24 protein-coding genes are annotated in these 24,851 nt (G+C 70.1%); 9 read left to right on the top strand and 15 right to left on the bottom strand.

The annotated features are described in order from the left end of the window. Positions 1-2: 2 nt before the first annotated feature. Positions 3-1,067: a zinc-binding dehydrogenase gene (locus DMP23_RS15225; RefSeq protein WP_337821416.1), complete on the bottom strand. Its 1,065-nt coding sequence runs from the start codon at positions 1,065-1,067 to the stop codon at positions 3-5. Between the two features lie 132 nt (positions 1,068-1,199). Here DMP23_RS15225 and DMP23_RS15220 point away from each other — a divergent pair, with 132 nt between their 5' ends. After that, the gene (locus DMP23_RS15220; protein ID WP_337821415.1) at positions 1,200-2,888 is read left to right on the top strand and encodes an MFS transporter; all 1,689 of its coding nucleotides are present in this window, start codon (positions 1,200-1,202) and stop codon (positions 2,886-2,888) included. A 1-nt stretch (position 2,889) separates the two neighbouring features. Here the strand turns inward: DMP23_RS15220 and DMP23_RS15215 are convergent, their stop codons facing one another. After that, entirely contained in the window at positions 2,890-3,792 is a 903-nt protein-coding gene (locus DMP23_RS15215; RefSeq protein WP_134727461.1) for an NADP-dependent oxidoreductase, read from the bottom strand. 231 nt (positions 3,793-4,023) lie between these two features. On the opposite strand from DMP23_RS15215, the gene DMP23_RS15210 reads away from it, so the two are divergent. Continuing rightward, complete coding sequence (locus tag DMP23_RS15210) at positions 4,024-4,758, top strand: dienelactone hydrolase family protein (protein ID WP_134727460.1); 735 nt, start codon at positions 4,024-4,026, stop codon at positions 4,756-4,758. 63 nt (positions 4,759-4,821) lie between these two features. On the opposite strand, the gene DMP23_RS15205 is transcribed toward DMP23_RS15210, so the two are convergent. From DMP23_RS15205 to DMP23_RS15185, 5 genes are all read right to left on the bottom strand, one after another. Beyond that, positions 4,822-5,391 carry a hypothetical protein gene (locus DMP23_RS15205; protein ID WP_337821414.1) on the bottom strand — a complete coding sequence of 190 codons (570 nt, stop codon included), beginning with the start codon at positions 5,389-5,391 and terminating at the stop codon, positions 4,822-4,824. A gap of 70 nt (positions 5,392-5,461) precedes the next feature. Next, entirely contained in the window at positions 5,462-6,877 is a 1,416-nt protein-coding gene (locus DMP23_RS15200) for a pyridoxal phosphate-dependent decarboxylase family protein (RefSeq protein ID WP_337821413.1), read from the bottom strand. Next, positions 6,874-8,181 (bottom strand): MFS transporter, encoded by a 1,308-nt coding sequence (locus DMP23_RS15195; RefSeq protein WP_037805686.1) that lies wholly within the window; start codon positions 8,179-8,181, stop codon positions 6,874-6,876. Before DMP23_RS15195 ends, DMP23_RS15200 begins: the two co-directional genes overlap by 4 nt. A 177-nt stretch (positions 8,182-8,358) precedes the next feature. Continuing rightward, complete coding sequence (locus DMP23_RS15190; RefSeq protein ID WP_134661635.1) at positions 8,359-9,387, bottom strand: LLM class F420-dependent oxidoreductase; 1,029 nt, start codon at positions 9,385-9,387, stop codon at positions 8,359-8,361. A 67-nt stretch (positions 9,388-9,454) separates the two neighbouring features. Then, positions 9,455-10,381: an oxygenase MpaB family protein gene (locus tag DMP23_RS15185; protein ID WP_337821412.1), complete on the bottom strand. Its 927-nt coding sequence runs from the start codon at positions 10,379-10,381 to the stop codon at positions 9,455-9,457. A 92-nt stretch (positions 10,382-10,473) separates the two neighbouring features. Here DMP23_RS15185 and DMP23_RS15180 point away from each other — a divergent pair, with 92 nt between their 5' ends. Then, the gene (locus DMP23_RS15180) at positions 10,474-11,079 is read left to right on the top strand and encodes a TetR/AcrR family transcriptional regulator (protein WP_134727455.1); all 606 of its coding nucleotides are present in this window, start codon (positions 10,474-10,476) and stop codon (positions 11,077-11,079) included. Here DMP23_RS15180 and dmpG read toward each other — a convergent pair. Further along, complete coding sequence (gene dmpG, locus DMP23_RS15175; RefSeq protein WP_337821411.1) at positions 11,073-12,098, bottom strand: 4-hydroxy-2-oxovalerate aldolase; 1,026 nt, start codon at positions 12,096-12,098, stop codon at positions 11,073-11,075. The two genes, DMP23_RS15180 and dmpG, sit on opposite strands and share 7 nt — an antisense overlap. Next, positions 12,095-12,997 (bottom strand): acetaldehyde dehydrogenase (acetylating), encoded by a 903-nt coding sequence (locus DMP23_RS15170; RefSeq protein ID WP_037805678.1) that lies wholly within the window; start codon positions 12,995-12,997, stop codon positions 12,095-12,097. The genes dmpG and DMP23_RS15170 overlap by 4 nt, the downstream gene beginning before the upstream one ends. A gap of 39 nt (positions 12,998-13,036) precedes the next feature. Here DMP23_RS15170 and DMP23_RS15165 point away from each other — a divergent pair, with 39 nt between their 5' ends. After that, complete coding sequence (locus DMP23_RS15165) at positions 13,037-13,792, top strand: IclR family transcriptional regulator (protein WP_037805676.1); 756 nt, start codon at positions 13,037-13,039, stop codon at positions 13,790-13,792. Here DMP23_RS15165 and DMP23_RS15160 read toward each other — a convergent pair whose 3' ends face one another. Continuing rightward, positions 13,793-14,359, bottom strand: coding sequence for a TetR/AcrR family transcriptional regulator (locus DMP23_RS15160; protein ID WP_337821410.1), 567 nt, complete (start codon positions 14,357-14,359; stop codon positions 13,793-13,795). Between the two features lie 52 nt (positions 14,360-14,411). On the opposite strand from DMP23_RS15160, the gene DMP23_RS15155 reads away from it, so the two are divergent. Then, complete coding sequence (locus tag DMP23_RS15155) at positions 14,412-15,629, top strand: metal-dependent hydrolase family protein (RefSeq protein ID WP_337821409.1); 1,218 nt, start codon at positions 14,412-14,414, stop codon at positions 15,627-15,629. After that, positions 15,626-16,474 (top strand): alpha/beta hydrolase, encoded by an 849-nt coding sequence (locus DMP23_RS15150; protein ID WP_337821408.1) that lies wholly within the window; start codon positions 15,626-15,628, stop codon positions 16,472-16,474. The genes DMP23_RS15155 and DMP23_RS15150 overlap by 4 nt, the downstream gene beginning before the upstream one ends. Here the strand turns inward: DMP23_RS15150 and DMP23_RS15145 are convergent. Further along, positions 16,452-17,897 carry an amidase gene (locus DMP23_RS15145; protein ID WP_337821407.1) on the bottom strand — a complete coding sequence of 482 codons (1,446 nt, stop codon included), beginning with the start codon at positions 17,895-17,897 and terminating at the stop codon, positions 16,452-16,454. The genes DMP23_RS15150 and DMP23_RS15145 overlap by 23 nt on opposite strands. Positions 17,898-18,050: 153 nt before the next feature. Here DMP23_RS15145 and DMP23_RS15140 point away from each other — a divergent pair, with 153 nt between their 5' ends. From DMP23_RS15140 to DMP23_RS15130, 3 genes are all read left to right on the top strand, one after another. Continuing rightward, on the top strand, positions 18,051-19,001 hold the full coding sequence (locus DMP23_RS15140) for a helix-turn-helix transcriptional regulator (protein ID WP_337821406.1): 951 nt from the start codon (positions 18,051-18,053) through the stop codon (positions 18,999-19,001). A gap of 136 nt (positions 19,002-19,137) precedes the next feature. After that, a complete protein-coding gene (locus DMP23_RS15135) occupies positions 19,138-20,400 on the top strand; it encodes an alpha-hydroxy acid oxidase (protein WP_337821405.1) in 1,263 nt (420 codons plus the stop codon). Positions 20,401-20,460: 60 nt separating this feature from the next. Beyond that, positions 20,461-21,126, top strand: a complete 666-nt coding sequence (locus DMP23_RS15130) for a GntR family transcriptional regulator (protein WP_051728480.1) — start codon at positions 20,461-20,463, stop codon at positions 21,124-21,126. A gap of 25 nt (positions 21,127-21,151) precedes the next feature. On the opposite strand, the gene DMP23_RS15125 is transcribed toward DMP23_RS15130, so the two are convergent. From DMP23_RS15125 to DMP23_RS15110, 4 genes are read right to left on the bottom strand one after another with little or no spacing between them, the layout of a single operon-like run. Then, on the bottom strand, positions 21,152-22,309 hold the full coding sequence (locus DMP23_RS15125) for an LLM class flavin-dependent oxidoreductase (RefSeq protein ID WP_337821404.1): 1,158 nt from the start codon (positions 22,307-22,309) through the stop codon (positions 21,152-21,154). Further along, positions 22,306-23,316 carry an ABC transporter substrate-binding protein gene (locus tag DMP23_RS15120; RefSeq protein ID WP_337821403.1) on the bottom strand — a complete coding sequence of 337 codons (1,011 nt, stop codon included), beginning with the start codon at positions 23,314-23,316 and terminating at the stop codon, positions 22,306-22,308. The genes DMP23_RS15125 and DMP23_RS15120 overlap by 4 nt, the downstream gene beginning before the upstream one ends. Next, complete coding sequence (locus DMP23_RS15115; protein ID WP_337821402.1) at positions 23,303-24,007, bottom strand: ABC transporter ATP-binding protein; 705 nt, start codon at positions 24,005-24,007, stop codon at positions 23,303-23,305. The genes DMP23_RS15120 and DMP23_RS15115 overlap by 14 nt, the downstream gene beginning before the upstream one ends. Further along, on the bottom strand, positions 23,992-24,804 hold the full coding sequence (locus tag DMP23_RS15110) for an ABC transporter permease (RefSeq protein ID WP_337821401.1): 813 nt from the start codon (positions 24,802-24,804) through the stop codon (positions 23,992-23,994). The genes DMP23_RS15115 and DMP23_RS15110 overlap by 16 nt, the downstream gene beginning before the upstream one ends. Positions 24,805-24,851: the final 47 nt, after the last annotated feature.

Raw genomic sequence — 24,851 nt, 5'->3', positions numbered from 1 at the left:
GCTCACGGCCGCACCACCGTGAGCCGGAACCGGCCACCTACCGCAGCCGCGTGCTCCACCGCCTCGCCGACCGCGGACAGCGCGAACTCGTCCACCGAGAACTGCGTCAAGTCCAGCAGTCCGCATCGGGCCAGCGCGATCAGCTTCGGCACCGCGTCGCGCGGGTACATCCACCGGCCCCGCACCGTCACGCTGTTCAGCATCAGCCACGGGTACGGCAGCGCGAGGTCGTCCCCGATCCCGCCCATCAGCACCACGCGGCCGAACTCCCGGACCGTCATCGCGGCCGCGCGCACGGCGGTGACCGACGCGGACGGCGGCAGCAGATCCAGCACCAGATCCACTGGTCCCGCCACGGAGAGCATGGCCTCGCGGTCCTCGTCTTCGTTGCCGCTCACCACGACTGTCCGGACGCGGTGGCCGAAGCGCCGTTCCAGATCGGCCAGCGCGGCCCGGTTCCGGCCCGGCGCGATCACCTGACCCGCGCCCATCGCGAGCGCCACAGCCACCGCCGCCCCGCCGTACGTGCCGGTCGCGCCGCTCACCAGCACCGTTTCCCCCGGCTGCAATCCGCCGTCGAGCAGTCCGCCGTACGGCACCAGGCAGATCCCGAGCGCGGCCCACCGGCCCGCGTCGGCCTCGTCGATCTCTCCCAGCGGGGCCGCGTTCTCCGTCGGGACCATGATCTGCTCGGCGAACCCGCCGTTCCGGAAGTGGCGCTGCAGAGCCAGTCCCCCGTCGCCGCGCGCCGTCAAACCTTGCAGGACGACATCCGGCGTCACCGCGTCGTCGCGGGAGCGGACGGTCGGATCGCAGCGGACCCAATCGCCCGGCCGGAGTTTCGTCGCGTCGGGGCCGACTGACCGCACCCGGCCGACCGCGCCGGTGCCCAGGATCGCAGGCAGTTCCAGCGCGTACCGCCGGGCGCCGCTGACCACCTCGGCGGTGTAGTGCAGCACCGGCGCCGCGACGACGTCCACCACCACTTCCCCGGTGCCCGGCACCGGCTCCGCGACCTCCTCGACCGACAACGGGCGCCCGAATTCCCTGAGCACAGCAGCCTTCACCGAATCCTCCTTCGTCCCGCCCCCATCGTCGACACAAACGGGAAGGGCAGCCAGGAGTCCGTCGCTACCAGGATGGTTCGTCCGTTTCGCACGAGTTGAACAGGCTAGGTTTATCAGTCTAGGCTGTCGATTGTGGCGGACCGGACGATCGACACCCAGGCACGGCACGGCGGGCGCTACAAGTGGGTCGCGCTCTCCAACACGACGCTCGGCGTGCTGATGTCGGCGCTGGACGGGTCGATCGTGATCATCTCGCTGCCGGCGATCTTCCGCGGCATCGGGCTCGACCCGCTGGCCCCGGCCAACATCGGCTACCTGCTGTGGATGATCCTCGGCTACCTGCTGGTGTCCGCGGTCCTGGTGGTGACGCTCGGGCGGCTCGGCGACATGTTCGGCCGCGTCCGGATGTACAACATCGGGTTCGTGATCTTCAGCGCCGCCTCGGTGGCGCTGTCGTTCGACCCGTTCCACGCGGGCGGCGGGGCGCTGTGGCTGATCGGCTGGCGGGTGGTGCAGGCCGTCGGCGGCGCGATGCTCACCGCGAACTCCGCCGCGATCCTCACCGACGCCTTCCCGCGCGAACAGCGCGGAATGGCCTTGGGCGTCAACCAGATCACCGCGCTGGCCGGGCAGTTCCTCGGCCTGGTCGCGGGCGGGCTGCTGGCCGAACTCGACTGGCGCGCGGTGTTCTGGGTGAGCGTGCCGTTCGGCATTTTCGGCACCGTCTGGTCGATCCGCAGCCTGCGCGAGATCAGCACGCCGCAACGGTCGCGGATCGACTGGGGCGGCAACGTGACCTTCGCGCTCGGCACCGCGGTCATCCTCGCCTCGATCACCTACGGCATCCAGCCCTACGGCGGCGCGGCCACCGGCTGGGGCAACCCGTGGGTGCTCGGCGGGCTCGGCGCCGGGATCGCGCTGCTGGCGGGGTTCTGCGTGATCGAGACCAGGGTGCCGTCGCCGATGTTCCAGCTGTCGCTGTTCCGCATCCGCGCGTTCACCGCCGGCAACCTCGCCGCGCTGCTCACCGCGATCGCGCGCGGCGGGATGCAGTTCATGCTGATCATCTGGCTGCAGGGGATCTGGCTCCCGCTGCACGGCTACGACTACGAGCAGACCCCGCTGTGGGCCGGGATCTACCTGCTGCCGCTCACCGCCGGGTTCCTGATCGCGGGCCCGGTGTCCGGATTCCTCTCCGACCGGTTCGGCGCGCGGCTGTTCTCCACCGGCGGCCTGCTGCTGGTCGCCGGGTCCTTTCTCGGGCTGCTCGCGCTGCCGGTGGACTTCAGCTACCCGGCGTTCGCGCTGCTGCTCGTGCTGAGCGGGATCGGCCAGGGCATGTTCTCCGCGCCGAACACCTCGGCGATCATGAGCAGCGTGCCGGACAACCAGCGCGGCGTCGCGTCCGGCATGCGCTCGACGTTCCAGAACTCCGGGACGTCGCTGTCCATCGGCGTGTTCTTCTCGCTCATGATCGCCGGGCTGGCCGGGTCGCTGCCCGCGACGCTCACCGGCGGGCTGCAGGCGCACGGCGTCCCGGCGGACGTCGCCGCGAACATCGCCCAGCTGCCGCCGGTGAGCACCCTCTTCGCCGCGTTCCTGGGCAGCAACCCGGTGGCGCACCTGGTCGGCCCCGGCGTGCTCGGCCAGCTCTCCCCCGCCGATTCCGCCGCACTGACCGGCAAGGAGTTCTTCCCCACCCTCATTTCCGGGCCGTTCCACGACGGACTGGTCACCGTGTTCGTCGCGGCCGCGGTGATGGCGCTGGTCGCCGCGCTGGCGTCCGCGTCGCGAGGGAAGCGGTACTTCCACCAGGACTAGGTCAGTCCATCGTGAGCACGATCTTGCCGTGGATGTTGCCCGCCTGATAGGTCCGCATCGCTTCGGCGGCTTCGGCGAGCGGGAAGGTCGCCATGATGCGATGCGTCAGCTCGCCTTTCGCGTACAGGCCCGCCAACCGCGCGAGGCGAACCGCCGAGCGGTCGTTCACGGTGAGCTTGATGCCCAGCTCGTCGGCGCGGTCGTGCTCGACCAGGGTGAGAATCCGGGACCGGTCCTCGATGAGGTCCAATGTGTACTCCAGCGCGCCGCCGCCGACCCCGTCGATCGCCGCCGTGACGCCGTGCGGAGCCACCCGTTCGACGAAATCCTCGCTGTAGGCAAGGGGAATCGCCCCGAGCGCCCGCACCTGCTCGTGCCACGCCGGACGCGCGACGCCGAGCACCTTCGCGCCACGCAACCGGGACAGTTGCACCGCCATCGCCCCGACGGAGCCTGCCGCGCCGTGCACCAGCACCGTGTCGCCGGGACCGACGTTGATCCGCTCGATCGCGATCTCAGCCGTCTGCGCCGCCGCAGTGAACGCACCCGCGACCTCCCACGGCATCTCCGGTGGCTTGGGCACCACCTGGTCCGCTCCGGCGACGACCAGTTCCTGATACGCGCCCAGCCGCCCGAAGCCGAGCACCTCGCCGCCCGCCGCGAACCCTTCGACGCCTTCCCCGACCTCGTCGACGATTCCGGCGAACTCGTTGCCCGGCACGGTGAACGCGCCCGGTTCCGGCACCGGGATGAGCCCCGCGAGCACCGCGATGTCGAACGCCTGCACCCCCGCCGCCTTCGCCCGGATCCGGACCTCCCCCGGCCCGGGACGCGGTTCCGCCACCTCCTCCAGCCGCAGCACTTCCGGCCCGCCCAGTTCGCGGAACCCCATCGCCTTGCTCATCGCCGCCTCCAGCGCTCGTGTCGATCACCGCCAGTGTTCGACATCAAGCGGACTTGACGTCAAGCCGCGGGGTCGACCGGCGCCGCGCGATGGGCTAGGTTGATCAGCGATGACTACCGGGACGGCCTCGCGCCACTCACGGATCGGCTACCCGGCGCTCTCCTGAGCGCCGCGCGGGCCCCGCCTGCTTCGTCGTGTTGACAGCCACCTCAACCGACGACAGGAGAATTCATGCCCGACAAGACTTTGCGGATCCCCACCCCTGACGGCCAGGCCGACGCGTTCGCCGCGTTCCCCGCCGACGGCGGGCCACACCCCGGCGTGCTGATGTACGCCGACGGCTTCGGGATCCGGCCCGCAATCCGGGAGATGGCCCGAGAACTGGCCGGACACGGCTATTACGTGCTCGTGCCCAACTACTTCTACCGGCACGGCCCGGCGCCAGTGCTCGAACTTCCGGAGTTCATCGGAGCGGAGGAGCGTCCCGGGGTTTTCGCTCGCGTGCTGCCCATGATCGAAGCGCACACCCCCGAACTGGTCCTTCGCGACGCCGCCGCTTATCTCGAATTCCTCGCCGCCCAGCCCGAAGTCAGCGCGGGGCCGGTCGGGGTCACCGGCTATTGCATCGGCGGCCTTCTCGCGGTCCGCACCGCTGCGGCCCATCCGGATCAGGTGGCCGCCGTCGCCGGATTCCACGCCCCGGTCGGCGCGGCCGGGCCGGACGTCTTCTCCCGGATCACCGCGGAAGCGCACTTCGGCCACGCCGCATCGGATCTGACGCCGGAAACTCTCGCCGAACTCAACCGCGCGCTCGATGCCGCAGGGGTCAGTTGCACGTCCGAGATCTACCCCGGCACGGTCCACGGCTTCACCATGGCCGACACCGACACGTTCGATCCCGCCGCGCTGCGGCAGCACTGGGAAAGCCTGGTGCCGCTTCTCGGACGCGCCTTGCCTCGCGGCTGAGGGCCTTGAACAGCTGACCCGGCGCACCGGTCCGGAATCACGACCGGGCGCCGGGTGCGGCCACTACTCGACCCACCACCAGCCGTCGCCGACCTCGACCGTGGGATGGAGGGCGCAGCCCAGGCCGTCGTCAAGGTAGTCGTGCGAGTCGATCACCACGCCGGGCATGTACTTCTCCGGAGAACCATCGAAGTGCGCGTATCCGGCCGAGCACGCGAGAAACCCCTTCCAGACGCGGATGTACCACACCCGCGGGCCGTTCCCGGTGTCGATCGACAAGACGTCTTCGGGCAACGGCTCGGTCGGCACGCGGTGTTCGGCATCGCGCAGCACGGCGGCGTACTCCGACCTGTGCATCGCGTACCAGGTCGTGGCATGGAAGTGCACCCAGTTGACACAGACCATCAGCGCGATCACTGCGGCGGTGGCCACCGCCCATCCGGCCGCGCCGCGTCGGCCCAGCCTGCGCGTCGCCATCCGCGCGCTGACCGCGGTCCCGATCGCGGCGAGCAGCCACGCCGGAGCGAGGTACAGGATCTCGGGCAACGGAATAGCCCGGCCGAGACCGACGGCGAAGTACTTCACCGCGGCCAAGGGCAGCCAGCCGCACCCGAAGACGACTACAGCCCGCACCAAACCCGGTCTTCGATTTTCCTCGGAGCTCCCCACGATCCCTGGACGGGCGACCGGCCGATCGGTTGCGCTACTCCGAGGACGGCGTGTACAGCGCGCCGAGGAACTCCACCAGCAGCCGCTCCCGCAACGCTTCCGACGCAGCCGCCAGCAGCGCATTGACCGGAGCCATCCGCCCCGGCAACCCACCGCCACCCGTCAGGCCCGCCGCAGCGAGCAGCCCACCGAACTGCTCGGACGTCAACGTTTCCGGATCCAGCGCGGCCACGAGCGCGGCGACGTCCGGATCGACCCGCACCGGGCCTTGCGTCCGCGCCGCCTCGACCGAGGCCGCCAGGTCGGCGAGGAATTCCGGCTCGCTGCCGTGGTTCGCGGCGGTGACGGTGAGGTGCAGGTTCAGCGGAGAAGTCCCGTGCGCGAACTGCGGCTGGACGTACCAGCCGCGTGCCTTCATCTCGTCGGCGACGGTGAACAGGTCGAAGCCGTCCGAGCCGGTGAACGCGACCAGCGTCGACACCGGCTCGCCCAGCACGCGCAGGCCCGGAATCGAAGCCACGCCAGCACGAATCCGTCCGACGGCTTCCCGCGTCCGCGACGCGAGCTGCAGGTAGCCGTCCTCGCCGAGGTGGTGCACGACGGCCCACGCGGCGGCGAGCGGACCGCCGGAGCGGGTGCTCTGCAGCGTCGGGTTGAGCATCGTGTAGCCGGGCCAGGCGGCGCTGGCGAAGTAGTGAGTGCGCCGGAGTTCCGCCGACGCGTGCAACAGGACGGAGACGCCCTTGGCGCAGTATGCGTATTTGTGCAGGTCCACGGAAATGCTGGTGACGCCCGGAACGCGGAAGTCGAACGGCGGCAAGTCCGCGCCCAGCTTCGCGAAGTACGGCAGCACCCAGCCGCCGATGCACGCGTCCACGTGCATGCGCACCCCGCGTGCCGAAGCGGCGGCGGCGATCTCCTCGATCGGGTCGACGACGCCGTGCGCGTACGACGGCGCGCTCGCCACGACGAGCACGGTGGAGTCGTCGATGGCCGCGGTCATCGCCGCCGGGTCCGCGCGGAAGGTCTCCGGATCGACCGGCACCACGATCTTCCGCACGCCGAACAGATGCGCGGCCTTGTGGAACGCGGCGTGCGCGGTCTCCGGGAGCACGATCGACGGCGAAGCGAGGTCCGGCCGCGCCTCGCGGGCGGCGAGGACCGCCAGCAGACACGATTCGGTGCCGCCGGATGTCACCGTGCCAACCGTCTCCGGGGTCCCGCCGAGCAGTCCGGCCGCGCGGGCGACCAGGTCGTTCTCCATCCGCAGCAGGCTGGGGAACGCGGTCGGGTCGAGTCCGTTGGCGGAGCTGGCCAGCGCGTGCGCGGCGGCGGCGATTTCGTCCACTTCGGACAGTCCGCTGTCGTACACGTAGGCGAGCGTGCGCCCGCCGTGCGTCGGAAGGTCGCCGGAGCGGAGTTCGCGCAGCCGCGCCAGCACGTCGTTCACGCCTGCTTCTCCAGGACCGAACGGCGCAGCAGCGGGATGCCGAGCGCGATCAGCACCGCGGGCAGCACCGACGCGCCGATCACGATGGCGGTGATCGCCGAATGCGGTTGCGGGACGGCGGTCGTGCCGGTGCTCGACACGTAGCTCCCGCCCTGCAGCACGAGCCCGAACAATCCCGGCCCGAGCGCGAGCCCGAGCGTTTCGGACGCGGTCCACACGCCGGCCGTCACGCCCGCCCGGGTCTCGCCGGTCCGCTCTTCCTCGGCGCTGATCAGGTCCGGGAGAATCGCCAGCGGGAACACCGAAATGCCCGCGTAGCCGACACCGGCGAGCGCGACGAACACCAGCGTCGCGGCGAACGGGAGCCGGTCGGCGAAGTACATCGCCACCAGGCCGACGAAGAACGACGTGGTGGCGATCCGGAAGCCGGCGAGCTTGCCCCAGCGCGCGCCCACCCGCGGCCACAGCGGCATCGTGACGAGCGCGGGCCCGACGAAGCCGACGAACAGGTAGGTGCGGTAACTCGGGTCGCCGAGGACGTGCTGCGCGAAGTACGGGATCGCGGCCAGCACGGTGCCGATGCCGAGCGCCTGGATGAAGTAGACGCCCATCAGCCACCGGAACGAACGCCACTGCGCGATGGTGCGCGCCAATTCCTTGAGCCGCACCGTGTTGGGCCGCAGCGAGCCGACCGGCGCGCCCTTCAGGCCGAAGTAGACGCCGAGCGTGGCGGCCAGGATGATCACCGCCATCACCAGGCCCATGACCCGGTAGCCCGCCACTCCGGGCAGCAGGTCGGTGATCGCCGGGGCGCCGCCGCCGGACACCAGCACCGCGACCGCCAGCACGCCGATCCGGACGCTGGTGAGCTTCGTGCGTTCCTCGGCGGAATCGGTCAGCTCGGCCGGAAGCGCGTTGAACGGCACCTGGAAGAACGCGTACGCGGTGGCGCACAGGAAGAACATCACGACGACGTACGTCGCGTCCCACACCGGCGTGCCGAAGCCGGGATGCGCGAACAAGGCGAAGAACAGGATCGCGACGCCGATCCCGCCGCGCAGCAGGAAGCGCCGCCTGCTACCGGTGCGCGCGAGGTCGGCGTCCGACAGCCGCCCGGCGACCGGGTTGAAGACCACGTCCCACGCCTTGGGCACGAACACGATGATCCCGGCCGCCGCGGCGGGCACCGCCATGGTGTCGGTCAGGTACGGGAGCAGGAGCAGCCCGGGCACCGTGCCGAACCCGCCGGTGACGAAGGAGCCGAGCGAATAGCGGAATCTCGTGCGGCGGGACAGCGACGCCAAAGGTCCTCCTCCAAGGCGGAACGACGAACGCATGCCTAATGGATCTTCGCCGGTTCCGGGTAGTGGTCGGGAGGAATCGTGCCACCGTCGTGATGCACTGGCCGTACCGGGCCGACTACCGCCTCGTGAGCGGCGGTGCCGGTTCTGACCGGCCTCGCCGCTCACGACCTTCTCTCGTCAGGACAGCGCTTTCGCCGCCTTCGCCAGCGACCCGGCGTCCCCGCGCAGCAGCAGCGTGGTCACCACTGTCGCCTCCCACGCCGCCAGCTCTTCGCGGATCTTCTCCGCGGGGCCGATCAGCGAAGTGTCCTCGACCAGCGAAGTCGGGATCGCCTTGACCGCTTCTTCCTTCCGCCCCGCCAGGTACAGCTCCTGCACCTTGTCCGCCACGTCCGCGTAGCCGAGCCGGGCGAACACGTCGTGGTGGAAGTTCACGCTCTTCGCGCCCATCCCGCCGATGTACAGCGCCAGCGCCGGCTTGATGAAGCTCGCCGCCTCCTCGACGTCGTCGTGCACGATCACCGGCACCGACGCGGCGACCTCGAACCCGTCCAGGCCGCTCCGCCGCGCGCCCGGGCGGGCGAAGCCCTCCTCCAGCGCGGCCCGGTAGAAGCCGTCGGACTTGGGCGAGAAGAACAGCGGCAGCCAGCCGTCGCAGATCTCCGCGGCCAGCGCGACGTTCTTCGGGCCTTCGGCGGCGAGGTAGATCGGCAGGTCGGCGCGCAGCGGGTGCACGGTCGGCTTGAGCGGTTTGCCCAGTCCGGTCCCGCCCTTGAGCGGCAACTGGAAGAACTGCCCGTCGAGAGTCACCGGTTCCTCGCGAGCCAGCACCTTGCGCACGATCTCGACGTACTCGCGCGTGCGCGCCAGCGGCTTCGGATACGGCTGCCCGTACCAGCCCTCCACCACCTGCGGCCCGGACGCGCCCAGCCCGAGCACGAACCGTCCGCCGGACAGGTGGTCCATGGTCAGCGCGCTCATCGCGGTCGCGGTCGGGGTGCGCGCGGACATCTGCACGATGTTGGTGCCGAGCTTGATCCGGCTGGTCGCCGCGCCGACCCAGGCCAGCGGGGTGAACGCGTCCGACCCGTACGCCTCGGCCGACCACACCGAGTCGAATCCGAGCCGTTCGGCTTCGAGCACGGTCTCCTGCGCGCCCGGGATCGGCCCGCTCCCCCAGTACCCGAGGTGAAAGCCCAGCTTCATCAAGCCCTCCTGATCTCGAAGCCCGTGAAGGGCTCCTTCCGGGAAGCAGAGTCCCGGAAGGAGTCCTTCACGGCACGTCCGGCGAGTAGTGCTCCGGTTTCCCGCGCTCGGCGAGCGGGGGAAGATTGCGGCGCGGGGTCTCGACCGGCGGCGTCCCCGGGGCCAGTTCGCCGCGGGCGCGCCGCCAGCCCGCCCGTGCCCGCGGATGGTAGCGGCGGTCGTGCGGAAGCAGCGAGAACGCCGCGTTGATCAGCTTGCCCACGCGGCGGTGCCGGCGGGCGTCCCGCGCGGTCCAGCGGTAGCCGAGCAAATCGCGCACCTCCGGGTCGTACAGCCCGACGGTCAGCCACACGAACTGTTTCGCGATGACCTTCGCGACCGGTTTCCACAGCGGATCCGGAAGCCACGGCAGGAACGGCGGTTTCGCGATGCCGCGGAGGTCGAGGACGTCGCGGGTGGCCTTGTTGTCCTCCAGCACCTCGGCGCACATGTGCTTCCAGTACCGCTGGAAGTCTTCCCACGATTCCGGCACCGGCCGCATCGTCATGTCGTACATCCGCCACCAGCGCACGTGCTCGTCGAACAGCGTGCGCTTCTCCTCTTCGCCGATGCCGCCCATGAAATGGTCGGCGATCAGGACGGTGCTGACGAAGAACGTCGAATGCGCCCAGTAATACGTGTCCGGGTCGAGCGCGTGGTAGCGGCGGCCCTTCGCGTCCACTCCCTTGATGCGGTCGTGGTAACCGCGCACCTCCAGCGCCGTGCGGTGCGCGAGCGGACCGTCGTAGACCACGCCGCCGATCGGGTACAGCGACCGGAACAGCCGCTGCCAGCGCTCTTCGAAGAACCTCGAGTGCTCCTCGACGCCCGCGCCGAGGCCCGGGTGCATGTTCTGCATCGACCCGGCCCACAGCGCGATCAGCAGCCCGCGCCAGTCCCCGAAGTACTTCCAGGTCAGCGAGTCCGGTCCCAGCGGCTCCGGTGCGTCCCTCATCGCGGCTCCTCGGCGGGTCGGCGAAGTGACTACGGCTGTTGTCAGGTTAGGATGTGACAACATCTGTGGTCAACTCGGGACGGGAGCGGGGCATGCCGGGCCGCACGTGGGCGGGCACGACGCTGGACGACCGCAAGGCCCAGCGCCGGGCCCAGCTGCTGGCCGCCGGGCTCGACCTGCTGGGCGCGCAGGGCAGCGCGGCGGTGAGCGTCCGCGCGGTGTGCCGGTCGGCGAAACTGACCGAGCGGTACTTCTACGAAAGCTTCGCCGACCGGGAAAGCCTGGTCGCCGCTGTGTACGAGGACGTCGGAGACCAGGCGAGGAAAGCACTGGCCGACGCGGTGTCCGGCGAGGCCGATCCGAGCCGCCGGGCCGAACGCGCCGTGACCGCGTTCGTGGAGCTGGTGCTGGACGACCCGCGCAAGGGCCGCGTGCTGCTGCTCGCGCCGCTGACCGATCCGGCGCTGACCCAGCGCGGCCTGCACCTGCTCCCGGCGTTCACCACGCTTGTCGGCGAACAGCTGTCGCGCGGCGACGAAACCGGCCGCCAGCTGGTGGCGATCGGTCTCGTCGGCGCGCTCAGCAACGTGTTCATCGCTTACCTCGACGGCACGCTGAAGGTGAGCCGCGAGCGTCTCGTCGAGCACTGCGTGCAGCTCGTGCTCGGCGCGGACGCTTTCGACCCTGGAGCTCACTGAGCGGCTGCCCGCTCGTCGCGCAGCCGCAGCGCGATGTCGATGATCATGTCCTCCTGGCCGCCGACGTAGCGTTCCTCGCCGACCTTGTACAGGATTTCGTGCGCCGGGACGCCGTAGCGCTCGGCGGCGCGTTCGGCGTGCAGCAGGAAGCTGGAGTACACGCCGGCGTAGCCCTGGATGATCGACGACCGGTCCATCACCGGCAGCCGGGTCAGGTACTTCTTCACCACGTTCTCCGCGGCTTCCATCAGCACGTCTTTGTCCACGCCGGTTTTGATGCCCAGCCGCTCGAACGTGGCCGCCAGGACCTCGGTCGGCGAGTTGCCCGCCCCCGCGCCGAGCGCGGCGAGCGAACCGTCGATCTGCCAGGCCCCCGCGCGGTACGCGAGCACCGAGTTGGCGACGCCGAAGCTCAGGTTCTGGTGCCCGTGGTAGCCGACCTGGGCGTCGTCGCCGAGTTCCGCGACGAGCGCGGCGACCCGGTCGGACGCGTCGTCCAGGATCAGCGCGCCCGCGGAGTCCACGACGTACACGCACTGGCAGCCCGCGTCGGCCATGATCCGGGCCTGCTTCGCGAGGTCCTCCGGCGTCGACATGTGCGACAGCATCAGGAATCCGACGGTTTCCAGGCCGAGATCGCGGGCCGCGCCGAAGTGCTGGATGGACACGTCGGCCTCGGTGCAGTGGGTCGCGATCCGCACCGCGCCCGCGCCGAGGTCGGCCGCCGCGCGCAGGTCGGTGACCGTGCCGAGGCCGGGCAGGAGGAGCACGGCGATCTTCGCCTGCTTCGCCTCGTCGACCGCGGCGGCGATCAGCTTTCGCTCGTCCACCAAGGAAAAGCCGTAGTTGAAGGTCGAACCGCCGAGGCCGTCGCCGTGGGTCACCTCGATCAGCGAGATGCCCGCGTCGTCGAGCGCGCGGACGGTGTCGCGCACCTGCTTTTCGGTGAACTGGTGCGCCATGGCGTGGCTGCCGTCGCGCAGAGTGGTGTCGACCAGCCGGACGTCGGTGTTGTTCACGCGGCCACCTCCTGAGCGGCGAAGAGATCGCCGACGCGCGCGGCGGCGGCGGTCATGATGTCGAGGTTGCCCGCGTACTTGGGCAGGTAGTCGCCGTTGCCCGCGACCTCCAGGAAGACGCCCACGCGGGCCTTGCCGCTCCAGTCCGGCCGCGGCGGGTCGAACTGCGGGTCGGCCTTGAGCGTGTAGCCCGGCACGTACTGCTGGACGTCTTTCACCATGCGGTGCACGGATTCGCTGATCGCGTCGAAGTCGGCGTCCGGGTCGACCGCGCAGAACACCGTGTCGCGCATGATCATCGGCGGGTCCATCGGGTTGATGATGATGATCGCGCGGCCCTTGTCCGCGCCGCCGACCTTCTCGATCGCGTGCGAGGTGGTCTCGGTGAACTCGTCGATGTTCGCGCGCGTCCCGGGTCCGGCCGACCGCGACGACACCGACGCGACGATCTCCGCGTACGACACCGGCGTCACCCGCGAAACCGCGTGCACGATCGGGATGGTCGCCTGGCCGCCGCAGGTGATCATGTTGACGTTGCGGTCGGTCAGCTGGTCGGGCGGATTCACCGCCGGGCAGGTCAGCGGGCCGACCGCGGCGGGCGTCAGGTCGATCGCGCGGATGCCGGCCTCGGCGTACCGCGGCGCGTTGGCCTTGTGCGCCTTCGCCGACGTCGATTCGAACACCAGCTGCGGCAGTTCCGCGCGCGCCAGCAGCCAGTCGACGCCCTCGGCGGACGTCTCGAGCCCGAGCTTCGCGGCGCGGGCGAGCCCGTCCGACGCCGGGTCGACGCCCACCATGTAGCGCACTTCCACGTGCTCGCTGCGCTGGAGTTTTGCCAGCAAGTCCGTACCGATGTTGCCCGGGCCGACGATCGCGGCCGTCACCTTGCGTTCCGCCATGCCGCCACGGTGCTCGCCGGGATGGGGCACACTCAACCCATGCGTACCACTGGACGGAACGGCGACGGGCTCGTGACCGCGCGGGTCGCCGCCGTGCTGGAAGCCTTCCGCCCCGGCGACGACGCGCTCGGCGTGTCCGAGCTGGCGCGCCGGACCGGCCTGGCGAAGACGACCGTGCACCGGCTCGCGGGGCACCTGGCCGACACCGGCCTGCTGGAACGCGACGGCACCTCGGTCCGATTAGGACTGCGGCTGTTCGAGATCGGCCAGCTCGCGGTGCGCCGCCGCGGCCTGGTGGAGGCAGCGCGGCCGTACCTGGCGGATCTGCGGGAGGCCACGCGCAACACGGTGCATCTCGCGGTCCTGGAAGGCACCGAAGTCGTGTACCTGGACGTGCTGCGCGGGCCGGACGCGCCGGATCTGCCCTCGCGCACCGGCGGGCGGTTTCCCGCGCACGCGACCGGGGTCGGGAAGGCGATCCTGTCCTGCTCCCCCGACGACGTCGTGACGCGCGTAATCGACGCCGGGCTGCCCCGGGTCAGCCCGCGAACGATCACCGCGCCCGGGTTGCTGCGCCGCCAATTGGCTCGGATCCGTGAGGACGGGATCGCCTTCGAGCGTGAGGAATCCGGCGTCGGCGTCGTCTGCGCAGCGAGCCCGCTGGTCGACGCGAACGGACTCGCCGTGGCCGCGGTATCCATCTCCGGATGGGCAACGCGGATGCGCACCGAACGCGTCGCGCCCGCGGTGCGGACGGTGGCACTGGCGTTGTCGCGGACGGTTTCCGAGACCTGATCAGCCCTTGCTCATCCGCAGGATCAACGCGACCGCATCCTCCGAGTGGCCCTCCGGAGCCAGCACCTCCTGCAACAACAAACCACGAATCGCCGCAACGGCGACAGTCGCCATCGTCAGCGCTTCCTCGGCACTGCGCCCTTCCCGTTCCGCGAGCGAAGCCAGCATCTTCGTCAGGTCGTCCAGCGACTCCACCAGCTCGCGGAAATCCTCCGGCCGGTACGCCGCCAGCCCTGCGACATGAAAGAACCCGCGGACTCGCGACAGCTGCTCCGGGCGGGTATAGGTCCGCCAGATCGCCACGACGAACTCATCGAAGGTGCTGTCGCGAGCCGTCTCGAACAGTGCCTCGTTGTCGCGGGTTCGCTGCGCCTTGAGCATCGCCGCCAAGACCCCCGGCAGCGACCCGAAGTGGTAGCGCAGCAGGGCATGACTGGTGTCGGCCCGGGCGGCGACCTCGCGCAGCGACACGTCCGGCGAGGGAAGCGTCCCGTCGAAGGCGTCGAGAAGCCGCGCCAGAAGACGCTCGCGGGCGTCGCCCTGGGGTTCCGTGCTTGACAAGGTCACCTCCGCAGTTTATCCATTGGAAAAGAACGGTGCAACGGCGGAGGGACAGCTCGTGGGACGGTTTCAGGTAGTCGGCGCGACGGTCGTCGACGGGTCGGGGCGAGATCCCGCCGACGTCACAGTGACGGTCGAAGACGGGTTGATCGCCGAGTCCGACGCGTCCGGCGAGCGCTTCGCCGCCGACGGGCTGACGATGACGCCCGGCCTGATCGACGCGCACGTCCACCTGGGACTGTCGAGCCCGATCGAGCCGCAATTCGCGTTCCGGCTCAGTGCCGCCGAGCTCGCGGCGGACATCTTCGCCACGGCCGGCGCGGCGCTCGACGCCGGTTTCACGACGGTCCGGGACACCGGCGGCATCGACGGCGGCGTCGTCACCACGATAGCCAAGGGGAAGGTCCGGGGGCCGCGTGTGCTGTCGTGCGGACCGGTTCAATGCCAGACCGGCGGCCACGGCTACTACGGAGCCGAATGGGAGCCGACCGAACGGTGGAGCGACCATCACATCCCAGGCCTGTGCGCCCTGTCCATGCAGTCGGGCAACGCGAACGAGCTGCGCAGCAACGCGCGCGAGGCCTTCCGTCGCGGAGCCTCTTTCTTGAAGCTCTGCGTGACCGGCGGGGTGGTCAGCTCGCATGACCAGCTGACCGACACCCAGTTCACCGGCGAAGAAATCGCTGTCGCGGTTCAAGAAGCCGCCGCGCGCGGCACCTACGTGACGGTTCACGCGCACAACAACGAAGGCATCCGGAACGCCGTCGAGGCCGGGGTGCGTTGCGTCGAGCACGGCACCGACATCGACGAGCCGACAGCCGCCTTGATGGCCGCGCACGACGTTGCCCTCGTGCCCACGTTCGCCGTCGTCGAACAACTGCTTCGAGACACTGCGAGCACTGGCCTGAACGAGTCGATTCGCGAGCGAGTGCTGGGAGTTCGGGAGCGGATGGCCGAGGCGCTCGCTGTCGCCAAGAAGGCCGGGCTGCGGATCGGGCTGGGGTCTGACCTCATCGGACCGGCCCAGCACCACCGAGGCGAAGAACTCGCCTTGCGAGCCGGTCTGGAGACGCCGATGGATGCTCTCGTGGCAGCCACGAAAACCAACGCCGAGATCCTCGGCCTCGCCGGCGAAGTGGGAGTCATCGCTCCCGGCTTTCAGGCGGATTTCGTGCTCTGGAACGGAAACCCGCTCGAAAATCCGCAGCTTTTCTCCGACCCGGCCAACGCGATCGTCGTCGTCCAGGCCGGACGCGTAGTGAAGGACCTCCGATGAGCACCCTGTGGCACGGCTGCTTCGCCGACACCGAATACTTCGAAATGCGTTCGAGCAGCGGGTACGACTACGGCGTCTGGGTCACCACACCGCCGGGTTACGACCCCGCCACGACGCGGGCACCGGCCGTCTACGTGCTCGACGGCAACTGGGCCGTGGGCCAGACCGCTCCGCTGATCGTCACGCAGGCGGATCCCATGCAGCAGATCCAGCCGTACCTGCAGGTCAGCGTCGGCTACGCGGGCGAGGACGCGCAGCATTGGGCGCGGCTGCGCAACCGCGACCTCGTCCCGCCCGGCGAACCCGTCGCCCCGGAATTCGTGGATGCCGTGGAGATGGGCGTCAGCACGGGCCGGATGACCCGCGAGGAGGCCGACGCCTACCTCGCCGAACTGCGCGGCACCCGCGCCGACGCGTTCCTGGCCTTCCTCGCCGAAGAACTCCACCCGCGCATCGAACGCGACTACGGCACGGCCGAGAGCGGTCACGGCCTCTTCGGCTACTCCTACGGCGGACTTTTCAGCCTCTACGCCTGGCTCAGCGGCTGCCCGCTCTTCGAGAGCGTCGGAGCGGGCAGCCCCGGCGTTATCGGTGAAGACAGCCAGGTTTTCGCTCAACTCCGAGAGCTTGGCGACCGGCGGCCCGCCGCCAAGCTGCACGTGACCGTCAACGACCGGGAGCTTTTCGGGGACCTGGCCGTCTACCAGAACCTCGCGAAACACGCGGCCACGTTCCTGCACCGCGTCACGTCGCCCGCCGTCACCAGCGAGGTCTTGCGCGAAACGCACGTGACCGGGTTGCAGGCGTCGTTCCTCAGCTACCTCAGGACGTGCCGGTCCCAGTAGCGGCGTGGACTGCGGGTCGCCGGGCTGCCCACGGCATCGCTTCCTCCAGGAACGCGGCGACCCGCAGCAGCAACGATTCCGAACACACCGGCCCGCCCAGCTGCACTCCGATCGGCAACCCCCGCGAGGACTCGCCCAGCGGAAGGCTGATCGCCGGAGCACCGATCAGATTGAACAACGGCGTGAACGAGCAAACGTCGAAAAGCTGCTTCGTCCACTCGGCCGCGGTGAGATCCGCGTTCGCGTCCAGGCGGCCCAGCGGCGGCGCCGGGGTGTTGATCGTCGGGGTCAGCAGCAGGTCGTATCCGGTGAAAAACCGGCCTGCCTCCCGGGAAACGACGTTCATCGCGCCCAACGCCGCGGTCAGTTCCATCGCGCTGATCGAACGGCCGTACTCGACGCACGCCCATGTGGTGCGTTCGAGATTCTCCGGACTCGCCGCGACCCCGGTCAGCTCTTCGATGCCGGCGACCGAACCGGCCAGGAATCCGGACCACAGCACGTGATTCGTGTGCAGGAACGCTTCCCAGTCGAAGACCGGCGTCGCGCGTTCGACGTGGTGGCCCGCCGCTTCGAGCACCTCGGCCACGGCTTCGACCGCGCGCGCCACCTCCGGGTCGACGTAGCTGCCCGCCCAGGATTCGGTGTGCAGGCCGATGCGCAGCCGTCCGGGATCGGCGCCGACCTCGTCGAGCCACGGGCGCGCGGGCGGGGCGAGGACGTACGGGTCGCCCGGATAGCTCACCGCGACCTCGTCCAGCAGGGCCGCGGTGTCCCGGACCGTCCGCGACACCGCAAGTTCCACACCCATGCCGTACAACGGATCGGCGTAGTCCGGGCCGGTCGGCACCCGGCCGCGGCTGGGCTTCAGCCCGACCAGGCCGTTGCAGGCCGCGGGTACGCGGATCGAGCCGCCGCCGTCGTTGGCGTGCGCGATCGGGAGTGCCCCGGCCGCGACGAGGGCCGCTGACCCGCCGCTGGATCCGCCTGCGCTGTGCCCGGTGTTCCACGGATTGCGCGTCGAACCGTAGGCCAGCGCTTCGGAATTGCCGTTGAACCCCAGCTCCGGCGTGGTCGTGACCGCCAGCGTCGCCAGGCCCGCCGCGCGGAAGCGCTCCATCAGGTGAGTGTCCGCCGGCGGCACGATGCCTTGCCCGAGCATCCGCGTGCCCATCCGGGTCGGCACTCCGGCAGCGTGCAGCACGAGATCCTTGATCGCGAACGGGACTCCGGCGAACCGCCCGTCGGGCGAGTAGTCGAGCGGGCGCTCGAACGGGCCGTCGGCGACCGCGTTCAGCTCCGGATTCACCTTGCCGATCGCTTCGACCGCCAGCGCCGCGACCTCCTCGGCGGTGACCTCCCCGGAGGCGATGACCGCGGCCAGCGCGGTCGCGTCGAGGGCGGCGTATTCGTCAAGGTTCATCGAAGTCTCCTTCAGCCGGGGAATGGAAGGCTATGAGCGGGCGCGGGCGGCGGCATCGGCCGAAAAGCCGTTCCGTCGCCGCCGCGGATGTGCGTCCCGTTGACATCGGCGGCGGCGGCCGTTCATGCTCCGTCCGGCAGCGGAGGTGCGGAAATGACCGCGGATGTGCAGTGGTGGGCCCGGCTCGCCCGGGAAGTGCGCGCGGCGGGCCGCGGCGAACTGCCCGTCGAAACCCCGCTCCGCGCGGTGCGGGACAAACTCGGTTTCGCCTGCGTCGCGTTGGTGAGCGGCAGCAAACAGCGCACCACGACGGTCAACCTCGGCTATCCCGCGGACATGCTCGGCTACCTGACTACGACCTACCGCTGGAAATGCCCGATCCACCTGCGCGCCGTCCGGCTGGGCCTGCCGCTGCGCTTCGTCGACATCCCGGAGGTCCACGAGACCAGGACGTACCGGGAAGGCATTCAGCCCTACGGTTTCCGCGAAGGCGTGACACTGCCGCTCTCGCCCGGTTCCGGTCCGGAGCGCAGCTTTGTTGCGCTGAGTTCCCTTCACGATCGGCCGTTGGACGACGGATCCGTCCTCGCGCTCACGATGCTGTCTCATGATTTCGCCGCGCTGGCCGACCCCGGTGCGGAACCGGGCGATCCCGCGGCCGACGTCGTCCTGCTCGTCTCACCGGCGAGGGTCGACGTGCGCTCGGCTGCGATGGAGCACCTGCCGCTGAGCGAGCACGAGGCCCGGCTCGCCGCGCGATGCACCACGGGCGAGCGGACCGGATTCCGCCATCGGGACGCGGACGGCGTCTGGTGGCAGGTGCTCGCCCGGGCGCGCCGTCCGGACGGAGTGCTGCTGCGGATTTCCCGCCTGCCCGATCCCGGGCCATTGACCGGGCGGGAACTGGATGTCGTCGGGCTGGTCGCGCGCGGATGGTCGAACGAGCGGATCTCGGCGGCACTGGGGATCGCAGTCCGGACGGTGCGCAGCCACGTCGAGTCTTCGCTGGTGAAGCTCGACTGCCCGAACCGGACCGCGCTGGCCCGGCACGCGCTCGAGCACGACCTCGACACGCTCGGCGCGCTGGAGGCCGCGCGCCGCTGATTGTGTCACAATCCTTGCGCTCCCGATGGGGCCGTGTTTCACTCCTCCTGCCCATGAATCGCGCAAAAGTCGATGGAGCACGAAGTTCACCGGCTCGCGATTGTGTACCGATTCCCCGGCGGCCAGGAGGCAGCGAATGACCACGTTCGAACCCGAGCACCTGCCCCGGCGGGCGATCAAGCGGCGGCTGCCCCGGCCGTCGGAGATCCGGCCGCTGCTCAAGTTCCGGCAGCCCCGGTTCGACGTCCGCGAGCGCCGCCTCGCCACCGCGCACACCATCGACGACCTGCGCACCATCGCCCGCCGCCGCACGCCGCGGCCGGTTTTCGACTACGTCGACGGCGCGGCGGAGCAGGAAATCAGCCTGGGCCGGGCGCGCCAGGCCTTCGAGAACGTCGAGTTGCATCCGCGCGTGCTGCAGGACGTCACCGAGGTGGACCCGGCGACGTCCGTCCTCGGTGGACAGTCCGCGCTGCCGCTTGTGCTGGCACCGACCGGTTTCACCCGCATGATGCACCACGAGGGCGAGATCGCCGTCGCCCGCGCGGCCGCCCGCGCCGGGATCCCGTACGTGCTCTCGACGATGGGCACCACCGACCTCGAAGACGTCCGCGCCAGCGCACCGTCCGCGCGGCAGTGGTTCCAGCTCTATCTCTGGAAAGACCGCGCCGCGAGCGAAGCACTGGTCGAACGCGCAGCTCAGGCCGGATACGAAGCGCTCGTTCTCACGGTCGACACCCCGATCGGCGGGGCGCGGATGCGCGATGTCCGGAATGGACTGACGATCCCGCCGACGCTGACCGTCCGCACCCTCGCCGGGATCGCGGTCCGGCCGTCCTGGTGGATGAACCTGCTGACCACCGAACCGTTGCAATTCGCCGCGTTGAGCAACTTCGACGGCACCGTCGAGGAACTGATCGGCACGATGTTCGACCCGTCGCTCACCGTCGAAGACCTGCGGTGGCTGCGCGGGCTGTGGCCGGGAAAGCTGATCGTCAAAGGGATCCAGAGTGTCGCGGACGCCAAGGAGATGGCCGCTTCCGGCGTCGACGCCCTCGTGCTCTCCAACCACGGCGGCCGCCAGCTCGACCGCGCGCCGACCCCGCTCGAACTGCTGCCGCGCGTCGTGGACGCCGTCGGGGACGACTGCGAGGTCATCCTCGACACCGGCGTCCGGACCGGCGCGGACCTCGTTGCCGCACGGGCGCTGGGCGCGTCGGCGGCGATGGTCGGCCGGGCCTACCTGTACGGCCTGATGGCGGCCGGCGAGCAAGGCGTCGAGCGCACGATCGAGATCCTCCGCGCCGAGTACGTAAGGACGTTGCGGCTTCTCGGCGTCAAGCGCACCGACGAGATCACCGCGGAACACGCCTCTCTGCGGCTGCCCGCCCGGCTTTGACGGCGGGCTCGGCTAAGATCGGCAGTCGCTGTGGGAAGTTCTGCTGAAACGAGTGGCGAAGTGCGCGAACAGGCGGGCAGTACGCCGGGAAGCATCGCGCAAGCCCTCCGCGACGACCTCCTGGACGGCCTCCTCGAGCCCGGGACGCGGCTTACCGAGGAATCGCTGAGCGCCCGCTTTGGCGCCGGACGGCATTCGGTGCGGTCCGGCCTGCAGACGCTGGTGTCCGAGGGCCTCCTCGAACACCAGCGCAACAAGGGCATCGTCGTCCCCGCGGTGACGACCGAACGCATCGACGCGATGTGCTCGTACCGCTCAATCCTCGAACTCGGCGCACTCCGGCTCGCTCTGCTGCAGAACGCAAACTTCGACGCGGTGGACGAAGCGGTGCGGCGACTCGAAGCGATGACGGCCGAAACACCGTGGCGGCACGTGATCGAGGCACACAGCGCGGTGCACACGGAAATCGTGAAGGCCAGCGGGAATCCTCGCGTGCTCGCCGCGCACCGGGCCTGCGAGAACGAACTGAACTGCATGCTCGCGACGATCCGCGCCGAGTCCTCCGCCGCCCACCTGGCGACGACGCACCGGCACCTCGTCGACCAGCTCCGCATCGGCGGCCAGACCGCGCTGAAGGCCCTGGAGGACGACCTCGAACTCGGCGGCCGCGCGATGATGCACCTCGCGCTGCGCCGCCGGAACGAGGTGCCCCACCTATTGCCGTGAGCGTTCCTGCCGGGACCCGGCTCCCCTACAGAGCAGCCACCGCCCGCTCCCCCGGCACCGCCCGCACCGCCACCGGTCCCTCGTCCAGCAACCCGCGCCGAGCCAGCTCCGGCCGCACCCCTTCGCCGAACCAGTACGCCTCCTCCAGATGCGGATACCCGGACAGCACGAACTCCGAGACCCCGGCCTCGCGGTACTCCTCGATCAAGTCCGCGATCTCCGCATGACTCCCCACGAGCGCCGTCCCCGCACCGCCGCGCACCAGGCCGATCCCGGCCCACAGCGCCGGATGGATCTCCAGCTCCCGCGCCGTCGTCCCGGCCCGGCCGCCGTGCAGCGCGACCATCCGCCGCTGCCCCACCGACTCGCTCGCCGCCAGCTGCGACTGCGCCTTCGCGATCTGCTCCGGGCTCAACGCGTCCAGCAGCTTCTGCGCCTCCGCCCAAGCCTCCGCCGACGTGTCGCGTGCGATCGTGTGCAGCCGGACGCCGAACCGGACCGTGCGACCCTCCCGCTCAGCCAGTTCCCGCACCCTGCCGATCTTCTCCGCGACCTGCGCGGGCGGTTCGCCCCAGGTCAGGTAGACGTCGGCGTGCCGCGCGGCGACCGGGAGCGCCGCCGACGACGAACCGCCGAAGTACAGCGGCGGCACCGGATCCGGTGCGGCGAGCGTCGTGGCGCCCTCGACGCGCAGGTGGTCGCCGGCGAAGTCGAACGGTTTGCCCGACCACACGCCGCGCACGATCGACAAGAACTCGTCGGTCCGGGCGTACCGGGCGTCGTGGTCGTGCCAGTCGCCGAACCGGCGCTGTTCGACCGCGTCGCCGCCGGTCACGATGTTCAGCAGGACCCGGCCGCCGGACAGCCGCTGGAAGGTGCCTGCCATCTGCGCGGCGAGCGTCGGCGAGAGGACGCCCGGCCGGAACGCGACGAGGAACTTCAGCCCGCTCGTTTCGCGGATCAGCGCGGCGGTGGTCAGCCAGGCGTCCTCGCACCAGGTGCCGGTCGGGGTCAGCACGCCCTCGAAACCCAGTTGTTCGGCCGCGCGGGCGACCTGCGCGAGGTAGTCCAGATCCGCCGGTCGCTGCGCGCTGGGGCCCTGGGACTTGCTGGCGTGGAAGCGTTCCACGATCGTCCGGCCGTCCCCGGTGGTCGGCAGGAACCAGTGCAGTTTCAGGCTCATCCGTTCCTCCTCGCGGCCTCGATGTCGGGCCCGTAGCGGCGGTCGACGAACGCCGCGAAGTCGACCTTCCCGGGCAGCGTGCCCTCGTTCGTGAACGCGTCGGAGAGCTGTTGTTCGGACGCGACGACGGCGTCGTCCAGCGGGATCGGCCGGTCCCGTCCGGCAGAGACGGCCTTCTTCGCCACCTCCGGTTTCAACCCGGTTTCCGCTGCCCACGCGCGCGCCCATTCGTCGGGGTGCGAATTGGACCAGAGCTGGGCTTTCACCACGCGCTGCACGAAATCCTTGATCGCCGAGTTCTTGCCCGGATCGGCCAGCGCGGTCGTGCTGGCGGTCTCGAAAGCGAGCCCGTTAGACGCGCCGCGGCCGTCGGCGAGCACGCGGGCGTGCGCGTCGATCTGGGCCTGTGCGGTGTAAGGATCCCAGATCGCCCAGGCGTCGATCTGGTGCTGCGTGAACGCCGCGAACGCCTCGGACGGCTGCAGGAACGAGATTTTGATGTCCTTGGTGGAGAGACCAGCCTTCTTGAGCGTGTTGAGCAGCTGCCCGTGCGCCGAACTTCCCTTCGCAACGCCGACCGTCTTACCCCGCAGGGAAGCGACATCCGTCAGCGGCGAATCCGGCGGTACCAGAATGGTTTCCCGCTCCACATTGCTCTTCGCCACGCTCACCACGGAGATCTTCGCCTTCGACGCGGCCGCGAAAATCGGCGGCGTGTTGCCCACCCGGCCGACGTCGATCGCTCCCGCCGAAGCCGCCTCCAGCAACGGCGGCCCGGAAGTGAACGTGGACCATTCGATCCGGTACGGCATGCCGGTCAGCTGATTCGCCGCGGTGAGCAGGGATTTCACCCCGCCCTTCTGATCGCCGACGCGCAGCGTGACCTTCTTCAGCTCCGCGGGCGAAACCGCGGCGGGAACCGGCGCGCGACCGTCCGAAGCGGACGACGAGCAGGCGGCGAGCCCGGTCAGCAGAAGCGCTGCGGCCAGGACGTTACGCAGGTGCACCTTCGGTCACTCCCAGATCGGCCAGGACGCGGCTGCGCACCTCGGCGTGGTCGGCGGCCTTCCGCGGACGCGGGTGGCCGAGAACGTGTTCGGCGACGATGTGGCCCTCGCCGAGGACGAGAATCCGGTCGGCGAGCACGAGCGCTTCGTCGACGTCGTGGGTCACCAGCAGCACGGCGGGCTCGTGCGTGCGCCACAGGTCTTCGACGAGCCGGTGCATCGCCAGCCGGGTCAACGCGTCGAGCGCGCCGAACGGTTCGTCCAGGAGCAGCAGATCCGGCTCGCGGACCAAGGCCCGGGCGAGCGAAACCCGTTGCGCCTCACCGCCGGACAGCGTGAGCGGCCACTTGTCGGCATGCTCCGCCAGCCGCACCTCGGCCAGCGCTTTCTCCGCGACCGCGCGGTCGTTGTCCTGCCGCAGGCCGAGCACGATGTTGCGCCAGACCTTGCGCCACGGCAGCAACCGCGGCTGCTGGAACGCGACGGAAACCGTGCCGTCCACGGCTGCCGTGCCCTCGATCTCCTGATCCAGCCCGGCCAGCACCTTCAGCAGCGTCGACTTCCCGGACCCGCTCCGCCCGAGCAATGCCACGAACTCGCCACGGCCGATGTCCAGGTTCAGTCTGTTGAGGACAGTGCGGTCGCCGAATTTCTTCGCGAGGTCACGGACCTCGACTACCGGGCTCGCCATCGCAAGGCCCTCCTTTCGAGCAGCCGGACGAGGGCGTCGGTGACGAGGCCCAGCACGGCGTAGACCACGAGCCCGACCACCACGACGTCGGTGCGCAGGAATTCGCGGGCATTGTTGATGAGATAACCGATCCCGGCGTCCGCGTTGACCGTCTCGCCGACGATCAGCGCCAGCCACGCGACCCCGAGCGACTGCCGCAGCCCGACCAGCGCCTGCGGCAACGCCCCTGGCAGAACGACGTGCCACAGCCGTTCGGCGCGGGTGAATCCCAGTGCCCGCGCGGCTTCCACGAGTTGCGGGTCGGCGGTGCGGATTCCCGAGTGGACATTCAAGTACAGCGGAAACGCCACGCCCAGCGCAACCAGGAAGATCTTGGTCTCTTCGCCGATCCCGAACCACAGGATGAACAACGGGATCAACCCGAGGAACGGCAACGTCCGCAGCATCTGCACCGGCGGATCGACCAATGCCTCGCCCCAGCGCGACAACCCCGCGACGGCCCCGAGCAGCAGTCCGGCGAGCGCCCCGAGCGCGAATCCCGCGCCGACGCGGCCGAGCGAAACCGCGAAGGCGCTGCCGAGTTCGCCGCTGCGCGCGACGTCGACTCCGGCTTGCAGGACAGTCCAGGGCGAGCTGAGTTTGTCGGGCGGCAACGCGCCGGTCGAGCTGGCGATCTGCCACGCCGCGACCAGCGCCACCGGGCTGATCCAGCGGCGCAGCGACGGCAGCCGCCGCGGCGCGCGCTCGGGCACGGCCGTTTCGGCGCGCGGCAGCACGCCCGTGGTGGAAATCGACACGGATTTCTCCCGGGTGGGGTTTTCGGTTCAGGGAAAGGAATTCAGCG

Origin of the sequence: Amycolatopsis sp. A1MSW2902 (assembly GCF_017312175.1) — a bacterium.
In the GTDB taxonomy this organism is placed as follows: domain Bacteria; phylum Actinomycetota; class Actinomycetes; order Mycobacteriales; family Pseudonocardiaceae; genus Amycolatopsis; species Amycolatopsis nivea.
Note: the sequence above shows the minus strand (reverse complement) of the source record. Positions and strands in the feature narration are given on the sequence as shown.